Below are 13726 nucleotides of genomic sequence, written 5' to 3'. Positions count from 1 at the left end.
GGGTGAACGCGTCGACGGGGACCGTGGCGCCCGCGGCCTGGGCGGCGGCGCGGCGCCACGTGCCCGGGCCCGCGCGCCGGACCCGCGGCAGCCGCGGGTCGCAGCCACGCTCGGCCCACAGCAGCCGCCCCCGCTGCCGCCGGGGTTCCTGCCCGCGCCCGCCCACCACCCCCCCCCCGACCACCCACACCACCTGGTGGGCCCCCTGCAAAAACACCCCCACTTTGCCCCCGCCCCCCGCGCCCCCCACGGCCGTGGTGCTCGTGCCCGCCAGCCCGATCACCGCGCCCAGTGCCACACCGAGCCCCGCGAAACCGAGGACGAGCTGCAGCCAGTACCGCCACGCCCGCGGCGCGAAGGCCTCGGCGATGACTCCGGCTACCGCGGCACCGAACACGATGAGCATCGGAGACAGTGCGCCGTACTCGATGGACGGCGCCGGAATCGTCGCTGCGAGAACATCATTCACAGGTCTGTACCTCCGCTGAGGGTGGAGACAGCAGCTACGTGCGGCTCACTCATTTGTGCGTGCCTCCGCTCGGGGTGGCTGCGGCTTCCTGCTGTGGGACCGTCGGCGCTGGATCGTGCTTGCCGATCGTGGTCAGCGTCGTCGCCACCGCCGGGTTGATGCGGTCCAGGACCGGCTTGGGGTAGGCGCCCAGGAACAGCAGGGCGGCCAGCAGTGGCGCCACCACGATCAGTTCGCGCGGCAGCAGATCGTAGAGCCGTTCGTTGCCCTTCTTCACCGGGCCGGTCATCATGCGCTGGTACAGCCACAGCACGTAGATCGCCGCCAGCACCAGCGCGCTCGTCGCGCAGCTCGCCGCGACCGGGTACCGGGTGAATGTGCCTGCCAGCACCAGGAACTCGCTGATGAACGGCGCCAGCCCCGGCAGCGACAGCGTGGCCAGACCGGCGATGAGGAAGGTACCGGCCAGGATCGGCGCCACCTTCTGCACGCCGCCGAAGTCCGCGATGAGGCGGGTTCCGCGGCGCGACACCAGGAATCCGGCGATCAGGAACAGCGCCGCCGTGGAGATGCCGTGGTTGATCATGTACAGCGTCGCCCCGGCGCCGCCCTGATTCGTCATGGCGAAGATGCCCAGGATGATGAACCCGAAGTGCGAGATCGAGGTGTAGGCGATCAGCCGCATCACGTCGGTCTGCCCGATCGCCAGCAGCGCACCGTAGATGATCCCGATCACCGCCAGCGTGCTGATCAGCGGCGCGTAGGTCGAGGAGGCCGAGGGGAACAGCAGCAGGCAGTAGCGCAGCATGCCGAAGGTGCCGACCTTGTCGACCACGGCCATCATCAGCACCGCGCTGGCGGGCGTGGCGGAGACGGCGGCGCCGGGCAGCCAGGTGTGCAGCGGCCACAGCGGCGCCTTCACCGCGAAGGCGAACATGAAGCCGAGGAACAGGGCGTTGAGAACAGCGGGGCCCGCACCCAGTTCGCCGGAGTTGGCGGCCGCCACGACGGCGCGGAAGTCGAACGTGCCGCCGCCGTCGGCGCCGAGCTTCTCCCGGGCGGTGAGCACGTACAGCCCGATCACGGCGGCCAGCATGATCAGCCCGCCGAACAGGTTGTACAGCAGGAACTTCACGGCGGCCCGGGACCGCTGCTGCCGCAGCGCGAGATCGTCGGTGCGCGGCCCGAATCCGCCGATGAGGAAGTACATCGGGATCAGCATGACCTCGAAGAACACGTAGAACAGCAGAATGTCCAGCGAGGTGAACGAGATCAGCACCATCGATTCGACGATCAGCGTCAGCGCCACATAGATGTGCGCGACCCGGGCCCCGGTGCCGACCTCCCGCTCGTCCTTCCACCCCGCCAGCAGCAGCAGCGGTATCAGCCCCGCCGTCAGCAGCACCAGCACCAGCGCGATGCCGTCGACACCGAGCGTGTATCCGGCCCCGAAAGCCGGTATCCACGTGTGCGATTCGACGAACTGGAACTGCGCCCCACCGGGCTCGAACCGCACCGCCACAACGATCCCGACCACCAGCGTGGCGACCGAGACCAGCAGTCCGGTGGAGCGCGCGAGCGTGCGCCACCCACTGGGCAGCACCAAGACCAGCAGCGCTCCGACCAGGGGCAGCACCCACAGCGTCGTCAGCCAGGGGAACTCACTCACAGCAACCTCACCGCCAGCAGGGCGGCGACCACCAGGGCCGCGCCGGTGAACATGGACAGGGCGTAGGAGCGCACGAAACCGGTTTGCACGCGCCGGATTCGGGACGACAGGCCGCCGAGGACGGCGGCCGTGGTGTTGACCAGGCCGTCGATGCCGCGGTTGTCGACGAACACCAGCGAGCGGGTCAGGTGCTGGCCGGGGCGCATGAAGGCCGCCTCGTTGACCGCGTCGCCGTAGAGATCACGGCGTGCCGCGCGGGTGAGCGGCGACCCGGCCGGGGCGGTCTCGGGCACGCTGCGGGCGTATTCGTCGTAGGCGACCCAGATCCCGGCCGCCACGACGACCAGCGCGAACAACGTGATCGCCCAGGCCGGGATCGGCGAGTGGCCGTGCTGGACACCCACCACCGGTGCCAGCCAGTCCTGCAGCGAGGAGCCGAGGACCAGCAGCCCACCGGCGGCGACCGATCCGATCGCCAGCACCACCATCGGGCCCGTCATCGAGGCGGGGGATTCGTGCGGGTGGGCGTCCTCGCGCCAGCGGCGTTCGCCGAAGAAGGTCATCAGCATCACCCGCGTCATGTAGAACGCGGTGATCCCCGCGCCCGCCAGCGCGACCAGGCCGGTGAGGATGCCGCCGACACCGCCGAAGGCGAAGGCGGACTCGATGATTCGGTCCTTGGAGAAGAATCCGGAGAACGGCGGCACCCCGATGATCGCGAGATACCCCAGGCCGAAGGTGACGTAGGTGATCGGCATGACCTTGCGCAGCCCGCCGTAGCGCCGCATATCGGTCTCGTCGTTCATCCCGTGCATGACCGATCCGGCGCCGAGGAACAGCCCGGCCTTGAAGAAGCCGTGGGTGAGCAGGTGCATGATCGCGGCGGCGTACCCGATCGGCCCGAGGCCCGCCGCCAGCACCATGTACCCGATCTGGCTCATGGTGGACGCCGCGAGCGCCTTCTTGATGTCGTCCTTCGCGCAGCCGATGATCGCGCCGAACAGCAGCGTCACGGCGCCGACCGCCATGACACCGGCGCGGGCACCGGGTGCGAGATCGAAGATCGGCCCGGAGCGGGCGATCAGATACACACCGGCGGTGACCATGGTCGCGGCGTGGATGAGCGCCGACACCGGCGTCGGGCCCTCCATCGCGTCCCCGAGCCACGACTGCAGCGGCACCTGCGCGGACTTACCGCACGCACCCAGCAGCAACAGCAGCCCGATGACGGTGAGCGTGCCCTCCCCGGCCTGCGGGGCCCCGGCGAACACCTGCCCGAAGTCCACAGACCCGAAGGTGGCGAACATGGCGAACAGCGCGATCGCCAGCCCCATGTCACCGACCCGGTTGACCACGAACGCCTTCTTGGCCGCCGTTGCCGCCGAGGGTTTCTCGTGCCAGAAGCCGATCAGCAGATAGGACGCCAGGCCGACGCCCTCCCAGCCCAGATACAGCACCAGGTAGTTGTCCGCCAGGACCAGCACCAGCATCGCGGCCAGGAACAGGTTGAGGTAGGCGAAGAACCGGCGGCGTGCGGGGTCGTGCGACATGTAGCCGACCGAGTAGAGGTGGATCAGCGAGCCGACCCCGGTGATCAGCAGCACGAAACACATCGACAGCTGGTCGAGCTGGAGGGCGAAATCGGCCTGCAGTCCGGCGACGGGCACCCAGCTGAAGAAGCTGTGCTCGATCTGCCGATCGACCAGGGAGCGCCCGAGCATGTCGAAGAACGCCCACGCGGCGACGCCGAAGGAGGCGAGCGCGGTCAGGCAGCCGAGCCAATGCCCCCAGCGATCGCTGAAACGCCCGGCCAGCAACAGGATTACGGCTCCGGCGAGCGGCAGCGCCGGCAGCAACCAGAGCGTCAGTGTGGTATCCACGTCAGTACTTCAGCAGGTTGGCGTCGTCGACCGAGGTCGAGCGACGGGCGCGGAAGATGGTCATGATGATGGCCAGGCCGACGACGACCTCGGCGGCGGCGACCACCATCGTGAAGAACGCGTAGACCTGGCCGTCGAGGTTCGCGCGCTCGCGCGCGAAGGTGACGAAGGCCAGATTCACCGCGTTGAGCATCAGCTCGATACACATGAACACCACGATCGCGTTGCGCCGCACCAGAACACCGGCCGCGCCGATGGTGAACAGCAGCGCTGACAGGTACAGGTAGTTGTCCGGATTCACCGCAGAGCCTTGCCTTTCTGATCAGCGGAACCGTTGTGGCCGTTCCCGTTCTCGGTGCCGTTGGCGGCGCTCACGCCGATCGCCGCCGCCTCGGTGTGGGCGCGATGGCGGCGATGGCGCAGGATGGTGCTGACGGAATCCTCGGCGAACGAGCCGTCCGGCAGCCGGGCCGGGGTGTCGACCGCGTTGTGCCGGGCGTAGACGCCGGGGACGGGCAGCGGGGTGACCCGATGTCCCTCGCGCACACGGCGTTTGGACATCTCCTTCTGATCGGTCTTCGGGCCGAACCGCTCGCGATGCGCCAGCACCATGGCGCCGATGGTGGCGGTGATCAGCAGCGCGCCGGTCAGCTCGAAGGCCCACACGTAGCGAATGAAGATCAGCTCGGCCAGCGCGGCGATGGTGTCCTCGCCGAAGCCCGGCCCGACGGGCGCGACGGCGTCGTCGTGCACGCCGCGGGCGATCGCGGCGATGAGCAGGGCGCCGAACCCGAGGCCGACCACGATCACCCCGATCCGGTGGCCGCGCAACGTTTCCCGCAGCGATTCGGCCGAGTCGACGCCGACCAGCATCAGCACGAACAGGAAAAGCATCATCACCGCGCCGGTGTAGACCACGATCTGCACCACGCCCAGGAACAGCGCCTTCTGGGCGATGTAGAACATCGACAGGGCGATCATGGTGGAGGCCAGGCACAGCGCCGAGTGCACGGCCTTGCGCGCGCAGACCATGCCCAGCGCGCCCGCCACGGAGACGACCGCGAGGATCCAGAACATCACGGCCTCACCGGTGGAGGTCCGGGTAACCGCCTCGGCGGCAAGGTAATTCATCGCGCACCTCCGTCCGCGGCGGCCACGGCGGGCTCTCGGCCGGAGTCGGGCTCGTCTCCGGCCTGTTCGGCATCGCTGGCCTGGCGCAGTCCGGAGTCCTCCGCGGTGCCGGGTGCCGCGGGCACATTGCCGAGGTAGTAATCCTCGTCCGTCGCGCCCGGGTACATCGGGTGCGGTGCGGCGAGCATGCCCGACCGCAGCGGTGCCAGCAGTTGGTCCTTCTCGAAGATGAGGTCGCCGCGGTTGTCGTCGGCCATCTCGTAGTCGTTGGTCATCGTGAGCGCCCGGGTCGGGCACGCCTCGATGCACAGTCCGCAGCCGATGCAGCGCAGGTAGTTGATCTGGTAGACGCTGCCGTAGCGCTCACCGGGGGAGAAGCGTTCGGTCTCGGTGTTGTCGGCGCCCTCGACGTAGATGGCGTCGGCGGGGCAGGCCCAGGCGCACAGCTCGCAGCCGATGCACTTCTCCAGCCCGTCCGGGTGCCGGTTGAGCTGATGGCGGCCGTGGTAGCGGGGCGCGGTCGGCACCTTCTGTTCCGGATAGAACTCGGTGTTCTTCTCCTTGAACATGGTGCCGAAGGTGACGGCGAATCCGGCGAGCGGAGTGAACAGGCCCGGTTTGGCGGTCTGGCGGACGGGCTGGGTCGGCATCGGCGGCACCGGGAAACCGGCATAGGGTTCGGCCGCGGGTGATTCGGTGGCCGCGGATTCGGCGCTGCGGTCGTCGCCCTTGTGCCCGGCGCGCAGCATGACGCCGATCAGCAGTGCCGTGAGCGCGAGCCCGCCGACCACCAGGCCCGCGGTCTGGATCTCGATTCCGTTGTTCTGCAGCACCTTCAGTGTCGCGACGACCATCACCCACAGCAGCGACACCGGGATCAGCAGCTTCCAGCCCAGGTTCATGAACTGGTCGTAGCGCAGGCGGGGCAGTGTGCCGCGCAGCCAGATGAATACGAACAGGAACATCCAGACCTTGGCGGTGAACCATAGCAGCGGCCACCACCCGGAATTGGCGCCGGACCACAGGCTGAGCGGGAAGGGCGCGTGCCAGCCGCCGAAGAACAGCGTGGTCGCCAGCGCCGACACCGTCGCCATGTTGATGTACTCGGCCATCATGAACATGGCGAACTTCAGCGAGGAGTACTCGGTGTGGAAACCGCCGACCAGCTCGCCCTCGGCCTCGGGCAGGTCGAACGGCGCCCGGTTGGTCTCGCCGACCATCGAGATCGCGTAGATCAGGAACGACGGCAGCAGCAGGAAGACATTCCAGGTGCCCCACTGGCTTTCGACGATGCCGGAGGTGGACATGGTGCCCGAGAGCAGGAACACCGCGGCGAAACAGGCGGCCATGGCGATCTCGTAGGAGATCACCTGCGCGGTGGAGCGCAGGCCGCCCAGCAGCGGATAGGTCGATCCGGATGCCCAGCCCGCCAGCACGATTCCGTAGACGCCGATCGAGGCCATCGCCAGGATGTAGAGCACGGCGACCGGCATGTCGGTGAGCTGCAACGCGGTGCGCGTGCCGAAGATCGACACCTCGGATCCCATCGGGACGACCGCGAACGCCATCACCGCGGGAATCAGCGAGATCACCGGCGCGAGAATATAGATCGGCTTGTCCACGATGGCGGGGACGATGTCCTCCTTGAGGAGCATCTTCACGCCGTCGGCGATGGACTGCAGCGATCCGCGCGGCCCGACCCGGTTGGGCCCGACGCGCATCTGCATCCACGCGACCACCTTGCGTTCGAGCAGCACGCCCAGCATCGGGATGAGCAGCAGGAAGATGAAGATCCCGACGCATTTTCCGAGCACCAGCCACCAGGGGTCGTGGCCGAACAGACTCAAATCACTCACGGTGGTCCTCCCGTCGGATACGCACGAGGTGGCCGGGGGTGGCGGCGAGCTGCTCGTGCACCACCGATCCGGGCGAATTCAGCGGCAGCCACACCACGCGGTCGGGCATCTCGGTGATCACCAGGGGCAGCACGACGGCGCCGTGGTCGGTGCTCACCCGCACCGGATCGCCGGTGGTGGCTCCGATCTCGGCCGCGGTGTCGTGCGACAGCCGCGCCACCGGCGGCCGCGCGGTGCCCGCCAGATTCGCCTCGCCGTCCTGCATGCGGCCGCGGTCGACGAGCATCCGCCAACCGGCGAGCACGGCGGTGCCCGGCGTGGGTTGGGCGGGTGGTCGTGGAGGATGGGCCGGTGCGGGCGGCGGTGGACCGTCCCAGGCGCCCAGATCGGCGAGTTCGGCTCGGGCACAGGCGACATCGGGGACGCCGAGCCGGATGCCCATCTCCTCGGCGACCGCGTGCAGCACGCGGTGGTCGGCCAGGGGCGCGGCCGCGCGGCGCACCGTGGGATCGCCCAGGGCGGCGTCGAACTGGCGGGGACGGCCCTCCCAGGTGAGGAACGTCCCGGCCTTCTCCATCGCCGAGGCCACCGGGAACACGACGTCCGCGCGGTCGGTGATCTCGCTGCGCCGCAGCTCCAGGCTGACCACGAAGCGGGCGGCGTCCAGGGCGGCGAGCGCGGCGGGCGGGTCGGGCAGGTCGGCCACCTCGACGCCGCCGATCACGAGGGCGCCCAGATGTGCTGCGGCGGCGAGGATCTCGCCGGTGTCGCGGCCGTCGGACGCGGGCAGCTCGTCGATATCCCAGGCGGTGCGCAGCTGCTGGCGGGCCCGGGGGTCGGCGAGCGGGCGGCCACCGGGAAGCAGGCCGGGCAGCGCGCCCGCCTCGATCGCGCCGCGCTCACCGGCGCGGCGGGGGATCCAGGCCAGCGCGGCGCCCGTGGCCTCGGCCAGGCGCACCGCGGCCGACAGCGCGCCGGGCGCCAGCGCCAGCCGCTCACCGGCCAGGATCACGGCGCCGGGCTGCCGCAGCAGCCGGGCGAGGTCGTCGAATTGCCCCGCGGTGCCCGATGTTTCGCCCGCGACGGACATGGCGTCGAGCACATGCGATTCGAGTCCGGGCGCCGTCGGCAGCACGGTGCCCGACATCCGCTGCAGCCCGCGCGTCGCGTACGGCGCCAGGGAGTACACCGCCAGGCCGTTCTTGCGTGCCGCCTTGCGCAGCCGCAGGTAGACGATCGGCGACTCCTCCTCGGGTTCGAACCCGGCGAGCAACACCACCGGCGCGGACTCCAGGGCCGCGTAGTCCACCGTGGTGCCCTGCCCGGCGACGCGGGCGGCGAGGAATTCGGCCTCCTCGGCCGAATGCGCGCGGGCACGGAAGTCGATGTCGTTGGTGCCCAGGGCGACTCGCGCGAACTTGGCGTAGGCGTAGGCGTCCTCCACGGTCGCGCGGCCGCCGACCAGGACACCGGCGTTGCCGTGCGCCGCCGCCAGGCCCTCGGCCGCCCGGGCCAGCGCCTCGGACCAGGACGCGGGGGCGAGGGTGCCGTCCCAGCCGCGCACCAGCGGCGTCGTCAGCCGGTCGGGTTCGGTGGCGTAGGTGAATGCCCATCGGCCCTTGTCGCAGTTCCACTCCTCGTTCACCTGCGGGTCGTCACCGGCCAGGCGCCGCAGCACCTTTCCGCGGCGGTGGTCGGTGCGCTGGGCGCAACCGGATGCGCAGTGCTCGCAGACCGCGGGGCTGGACACCAGATCGAACGGGCGGGCGCGGAAGCGGTACGCGGTGCCGGTGAGCGCGCCGACCGGGCAGATCTGCACCGTATTGCCCGAGAAGTAGGAGTCGAAGGATTCGCCGTCGGCGATGCCCACCTGCTCCAGTGCGCCGCGGTCCATGAGTTCGATGAACGGGTCGCCCGCGATCTGCTGCGAGAACCGGGTGCAGCGCGCGCACAGCACGCAGCGCTCGCGGTCCAGCAGCACCGCCGAGGACAGCGGAATCGGTTTGGGGTAGGTGCGTTTGACGCCCTCGAACCGGGATTCGGCGCGCCCGCTGGACATGGCCTGGTTCTGTAGTGGGCATTCGCCGCCCTTGTCGCACACCGGGCAGTCCAGCGGGTGGTTGATCAGCAGCAGCTCCATGACCCCCTCCTGCGCCTTCTCGGCGACGGGGGAACTGAGCTGGGTGTGCACGACCATGCCGTCGGTGACGGCCATGGTGCACGAGGCCACCGGCTTGCGCTGCCCCTCCACCTCGACGATGCACTGGCGGCAGGCGCCGACGGGGTCGAGCAGCGGATGGTCGCAGAAGCGCGGGATCTGGATGCCGACGAGTTCGGCGGCGCGGATCACCAGGGTTCCGGCGGGCACGCTCACGGTGGTGCCGTCGATGGTGACGCTCACCAGATCCTGGGGCACCACGCCGCTGTCGTTGGAGCTCACTGTCCTGGTCATCGGACTCCTTCGGCCGGGGCTGCCTCAGCCCAGGCGGTCGATCGCGCCGGATCGAAGGGGCAGCCGCCCTGGCGCAGGTGATCGAGGTACTCGTCGCGGAAGTGCTGCAGGGAGGACACGATCGGGCTGGCCGCGCCGTCGCCCAGCGCGCAGAAGGACTTGCCGTTGATGTTGTCGGCGATATCGAGCAGCTTCTCCAGATCGGCCTCGGTGCCCTGGCCGTCCTCGAGCCGCTGCAGCAGCTGGACCAGCCAGTAGGTGCCCTCCCGGCACGGCGTGCATTTACCGCAGGATTCGTGGGCGTAGAACTCGGTCCAGCGCAGCACCGCGCGCACCACGCACGTCGTGTCGTCGAAGATCTGTAATGCCTTGGTGCCCAGCATGGATCCGGCCGCGGCCACGTTCTCGTAGTCGAGGGGCACGTCGAGATGGCGGTCGGTGAGCAGCGGTGTCGAGGAGCCGCCCGGCGTCCAGAACTTCAGCGTATGCCCGGCCCGCACGCCCCCGGCGTAGACCAGCAGCTCGCGCAGCGTGATGCCGAGCGGGGCCTCGTACTGCCCGGGCCGGGCCACGTGCCCCGACAGCGAGTACAGCGTGAATCCGGGCGACTTCTCGCTGCCCATGGATCGGAACCACTCGATGCCGTGGAGCAGGATCGGTGGCACGCTGGCAATGGATTCGACGTTGTTGACGACCGTCGGGCAGGCGTACAGGCCCGCGACGGCCGGGAACGGCGGGCGCAGCCGGGGCTGGCCGCGGCGGCCCTCCAGCGAATCCAGCAGCGCGGTCTCCTCGCCGCAGATGTAGGCGCCCGCCCCGGCGTGCACGATCAGCTCGAGGTCGTATCCGGAGCCCATGATGTCGCGCCCGAGATAGCCCGCGTCGTAGGCCTCCTGCACCGCGGCGCGCAGACGCCGCAGCACCGGCAGCACCTCGCCGCGCACGTAGATGAACGCGTGTGAGGCCCGGATGGCGTAGGCCGCGATGATGACACCCTCGACGAGCACGTGCGGGGTGGCCAGCATGAGCGGAATGTCCTTGCAGGTGCCCGGTTCCGACTCGTCGGCGTTCACGACCAGGTAGTGCGGTTTGGTGGTGCCGTCGGGCCCCGGGCCCTGGGGGATGAAGCCCCATTTCATGCCGGTCGGGAAGCCCGCGCCGCCGCGGCCGCGCAGCCCGGCGTCCTTGACGGTGGCGATCACCTCGTCGGGGTGCATCCGCAACGCCTTGGGCAGGGCGCGGTAGCCGTCGTGGCGCTGGTAGGTGTCCAGGGTCCAGGACTGCGGCTGGTCCCAGTACCGTGTGAGAACGGGGGTGAGCGTCACCGGTCACCTCCGCTGGTCTCCGAATTCGGCTGGTGCGCAGGCTGTTCCGGCATCCCGCTGCCGCGCGCGACGTGCAGGCCCGCCAGCGTGGCCGCACCCGGCTCGCCGTCGTTGGCGCCCGGCCGCTCGTCCGGGAATCCGGCGAGGAAGCGGGCCGTCTCGCGGAAGGTGCACAGCGCGGCCCCGCTGCGGGTGCCGGTGACCTGTTCGCCGTTGCGCAGCGCGTCGACCATGGCGCGGGCCGACTCCGGCGTCTGGTTGTCGAAGAACTCCCAGTTGACCATCACCACCGGTGCGTAGTCGCAGGCCGCGTTGCACTCCACGTGCTCGAGGGTGATGCTGCCGTCGGCGGTGGTCTCGCCGTGCCCGATGCCCAAGTGCTGCTTCAGTTCCGAGAAGATCCGGTCGCCGCCCATGACCGCGCACAGCGTGTTGGTGCACACGCCGACGTGGTAGTCGCCGGTGGGATTGCGGCGGTACATCGAGTAGAAGGTGGCGACGGCGGTCACCTCGGCATCGGTCAGACCCAGCTGCTCGGCGCAGAACTCGATGCCGGTGCCGGAGACGTAGCCCTCCACGCTCTGCACCAGATGCAGCAGCGGCAGTAGCGCCGAGCGCGGCTGTGGGTAGCAGTCGATGATCTGCTTCGCCTCCACCTCGAGCCGGTCGTGCACCTCCTTGGGATACGGAACAGGCCGCACGGACAGCTTCAACAGGACTTCGGTCATCGATCGACACCACCCATCACCGGGTCGATGCTGGCCACGGCGGCGATGACGTCGGCGACCATGCCGCCCTCGCACATCGCCGCCACCGCCTGCAGATTCGTGAACGAGGGATCGCGGTAGTGCACCCGGTAGGGCCGCGTGCCACCGTCGCTGACCATGTGCACGCCGAGTTCGCCGCGCGGGGATTCCACCGCCGTGTAGACCTGCCCCGCCGGGACCCGCATGCCCTCGGTGACGAGCTTGAAGTGGTGGATCAGCGCCTCCATCGAGGTGCCCATGATCTTGCCGATGTGCTCGGGGGAGTTGCCCAGACCGTCGGGGCCCAGCTGCAGATCGGCGGGCCAGGCGATCTTCTTGTCGTCCACCATCACCGGGCCCGGGCGCAGCTTGTCCAGGCACTGCTCGACGATCTTCACCGATTCCTTCATCTCGTTGACGCGGATGAGGTAGCGGCCGTAGCAGTCGCAGCCGGTGTCGGTCATGACGTCGAACTCGTAGTTCTCATACCCGCAGTACGGCTGGGACTTGCGCAGATCGTGCGGCAGGCCCGTGGAGCGCAGCACCGGGCCGGTGACGCCCAGCGCCATGCACCCGGCCAGGTCGAGATAGCCGATGCCGCGGGTGCGGGCCTTCCAGATCGGGTTCTCGTTGAGCAGCAGCTCCATGTCGTGCAGCCGCTCGGGCAGCAGGTCCAGCAGCTCGCGGACGCGGGTGACGCCGTCGTCGGGCAGGTCCTGGGCGACGCCGCCGGGCCGGATGTAGGCGTGGTTCATGCGCAGGCCGGTGATGGCCTCGAAGACGTTGAGGATCAGCTCGCGTTCGCGGAAGCCGAACAGCATCGGGGTCAGCGCGCCGAGTTCCATGCCGCCGGTGGCCAGCGCGACCAGGTGCGAGGAGATGCGGTTGAGTTCCATCAGCAGCACCCGGATCACGTTGGCGCGCTCGGGAATATCGTCGGTGATGCCGAGCAGCGCCTCCACGCCCAGGCAGTAGGCGGTCTCGTTGTAGAACGGCGACAGGTAGTCCATCCGGGTGACGAAGGTGGTGCCCTGCACCCAGTTGCGGAACTCGAGATTCTTCTCGATTCCGGTGTGCAGGTAGCCGATTCCGCACCGGGCCTCGGTGACCGTCTCGCCCTCGATCTCGAGGATCAGGCGCAGCACGCCATGGGTGGACGGGTGCTGCGGGCCCATGTTGACGACGATGCGCTCCTCGGCGGCGCCGCCGAGGGCCTCACGCACCTCGTCCCAGTCCTGGCCCGCGACCGTCACCACCCGTTCGGGCGACGAAGGGTCCTGTGCCGCAGGGTTTTCCGGTGGCGGATTCTCCGGTGCGTGGGTATCGCGCCGGGTATCGATGTCGTTCATCAGCTGTACGCCCTCCGCTGGTCGGGCGGCGGGATGCGCGCGCCCTTGTATTCGACCGGGATCCCGCCGAGCGGGTAGTCCTTGCGCTGGGGGTGCCCGCGCCAGTCGTCCGGCATCGTGATCCGGGTGAGCGACGGATGACCGTCGAACTGGATGCCGAAGAAGTCGTAGGTCTCCCGCTCGTGCCAGTCCGTGGTCGGGTACACGGAGTACAGCGAGGGGATGTGCGGGTCGGCGTCGGGCGCCGACACCTCCACGCGGACCCGCCGATTGTGGGTGATCGACAGGAGGTGGTAGACCGCACGCAGTTCGCGGCCGCGGTCGTCGGGGTAGTGCACGCCGCTCACGCCCAGGCACAGTTCGAAGCGCAGCGCGGCCTCGTCGCGCAGCGCCTGGGCGACGCGGGGGAGATGCTCGCGCCGCACGTGCAGGGTGAGCTCGCCGCGGAACACCACGATCCGCTCGACGGCCTCGGCGAAGGCGTCGGCGGACAACGCCTCCCGCAGGGCGGCCACCAGTTCGTCGAAGTAGCCGCCGTACGGGGGCTCGGTGCCGGCGGGCATGCTGACCGTGCGCACCAGCCGCCCGTAACCGGAGGTGTCGCCCGTACCGCTGACGCCGAACATGCCCCGGCGCACGCCGATGGACTCCTCGCCCGGCCGGGCCCGCTGGTCCTCCTCGGCCAGCTGGGCCTCGTCGTGGGCGGAGGTGTCGGCGACCGGCGTGGCGTCGGGCGCGTCGTCGGTGTCGCGGGTGTCGCGACCCGGAGAGTCGAATGTCATGGCGTACCTCCCAGGGAAATCGGGACATGGCGGCCCGTCACCGGAGTCCCGTCATTCGGGACATGGC

The 13726-nt window shown here is 69.6% G+C and carries 10 protein-coding genes and 2 pseudogenes; all 12 read right to left on the bottom strand.

Going from position 1 to position 13726, the window contains the following annotated elements; all coding sequences use genetic code 11:
- Positions 1 to 469, bottom strand: a pseudogene (locus QH290_RS01180) (hypothetical protein); the annotation flags it as partial.
- A 49-nt stretch (positions 470 to 518) separates the two neighbouring features.
- Positions 519 to 2138, bottom strand: coding sequence for an NADH-quinone oxidoreductase subunit M (locus tag QH290_RS01175; protein ID WP_280381721.1), 1620 nt, complete (start codon positions 2136 to 2138; stop codon positions 519 to 521).
- Complete coding sequence (gene nuoL / locus QH290_RS01170; RefSeq protein WP_280381720.1) at positions 2135 to 4018, bottom strand: NADH-quinone oxidoreductase subunit L; 1884 nt, start codon at positions 4016 to 4018, stop codon at positions 2135 to 2137. The genes QH290_RS01175 and nuoL overlap by 4 nt, the downstream gene beginning before the upstream one ends.
- A 1-nt stretch (position 4019) precedes the next feature.
- Positions 4020 to 4319, bottom strand: a complete 300-nt coding sequence (gene nuoK / locus QH290_RS01165; protein WP_040748232.1) for an NADH-quinone oxidoreductase subunit NuoK — start codon at positions 4317 to 4319, stop codon at positions 4020 to 4022.
- Positions 4316 to 5149 carry an NADH-quinone oxidoreductase subunit J gene (locus QH290_RS01160; RefSeq protein WP_280381719.1) on the bottom strand — a complete coding sequence of 278 codons (834 nt, stop codon included), beginning with the start codon at positions 5147 to 5149 and terminating at the stop codon, positions 4316 to 4318. Before QH290_RS01160 ends, nuoK begins: the two co-directional genes overlap by 4 nt.
- Positions 5146 to 5718, bottom strand: coding sequence for an NADH-quinone oxidoreductase subunit NuoI (gene nuoI, locus QH290_RS01155; protein WP_425303538.1), 573 nt, complete (start codon positions 5716 to 5718; stop codon positions 5146 to 5148). The genes QH290_RS01160 and nuoI overlap by 4 nt, the downstream gene beginning before the upstream one ends.
- A gap of 69 nt (positions 5719 to 5787) precedes the next feature.
- Positions 5788 to 7005, bottom strand: a pseudogene (nuoH, locus tag QH290_RS01150) (NADH-quinone oxidoreductase subunit NuoH); the annotation flags it as partial.
- Entirely contained in the window at positions 6998 to 9457 is a 2460-nt protein-coding gene (locus QH290_RS01145; RefSeq protein WP_280381718.1) for an NADH-quinone oxidoreductase subunit G, read from the bottom strand. The gene QH290_RS01145 and the pseudogene nuoH, both read right to left, overlap by 8 nt.
- A complete protein-coding gene (gene nuoF / locus QH290_RS01140; RefSeq protein WP_280265960.1) occupies positions 9454 to 10782 on the bottom strand; it encodes an NADH-quinone oxidoreductase subunit NuoF in 1329 nt (442 codons plus the stop codon). Before nuoF ends, QH290_RS01145 begins: the two co-directional genes overlap by 4 nt.
- On the bottom strand, positions 10779 to 11510 hold the full coding sequence (gene nuoE, locus QH290_RS01135) for an NADH-quinone oxidoreductase subunit NuoE (RefSeq protein WP_280381717.1): 732 nt from the start codon (positions 11508 to 11510) through the stop codon (positions 10779 to 10781). The genes nuoF and nuoE overlap by 4 nt, the downstream gene beginning before the upstream one ends.
- Entirely contained in the window at positions 11507 to 12877 is a 1371-nt protein-coding gene (nuoD, locus tag QH290_RS01130; protein WP_280381716.1) for an NADH dehydrogenase (quinone) subunit D, read from the bottom strand. Before nuoD ends, nuoE begins: the two co-directional genes overlap by 4 nt.
- A complete protein-coding gene (locus QH290_RS01125) occupies positions 12877 to 13659 on the bottom strand; it encodes an NADH-quinone oxidoreductase subunit C (RefSeq protein ID WP_280265963.1) in 783 nt (260 codons plus the stop codon). Before QH290_RS01125 ends, nuoD begins: the two co-directional genes overlap by 1 nt.
- Positions 13660 to 13726: the final 67 nt, after the last annotated feature.

This window comes from Nocardia wallacei, assembly GCF_029869545.1.
Classification (GTDB): Bacteria; Actinomycetota; Actinomycetes; order Mycobacteriales; family Mycobacteriaceae; genus Nocardia; species Nocardia wallacei_A.
The sequence above is the reverse complement of the archived record's forward strand: the minus strand, read 5'-3'. Positions and strand labels throughout refer to the sequence as shown.

What these genes read in the sequence shown, in the direction of transcription:
- QH290_RS01125 (WP_280265963.1), bottom strand. Translation starts at nt 13,659, where the DNA reads ATGACATTCGACTCTCCGGGTCGCGACACCCGCGACACCGACGACGCG.
- QH290_RS01145 (WP_280381718.1), bottom strand. Translation starts at nt 9,457, where the DNA reads ATGACCAGGACAGTGAGCTCCAACGACAGCGGCGTGGTGCCCCAGGAT.
- nuoD (WP_280381716.1), bottom strand. Translation starts at nt 12,877, where the DNA reads ATGAACGACATCGATACCCGGCGCGATACCCACGCACCGGAGAATCCG.
- nuoE (WP_280381717.1), bottom strand. Translation starts at nt 11,510, where the DNA reads ATGACCGAAGTCCTGTTGAAGCTGTCCGTGCGGCCTGTTCCGTATCCC.
- QH290_RS01160 (WP_280381719.1), bottom strand. Translation starts at nt 5,149, where the DNA reads ATGAATTACCTTGCCGCCGAGGCGGTTACCCGGACCTCCACCGGTGAG.
- nuoI (WP_425303538.1), bottom strand. Translation starts at nt 5,718, where the DNA reads ATGTTCAAGGAGAAGAACACCGAGTTCTATCCGGAACAGAAGGTGCCG.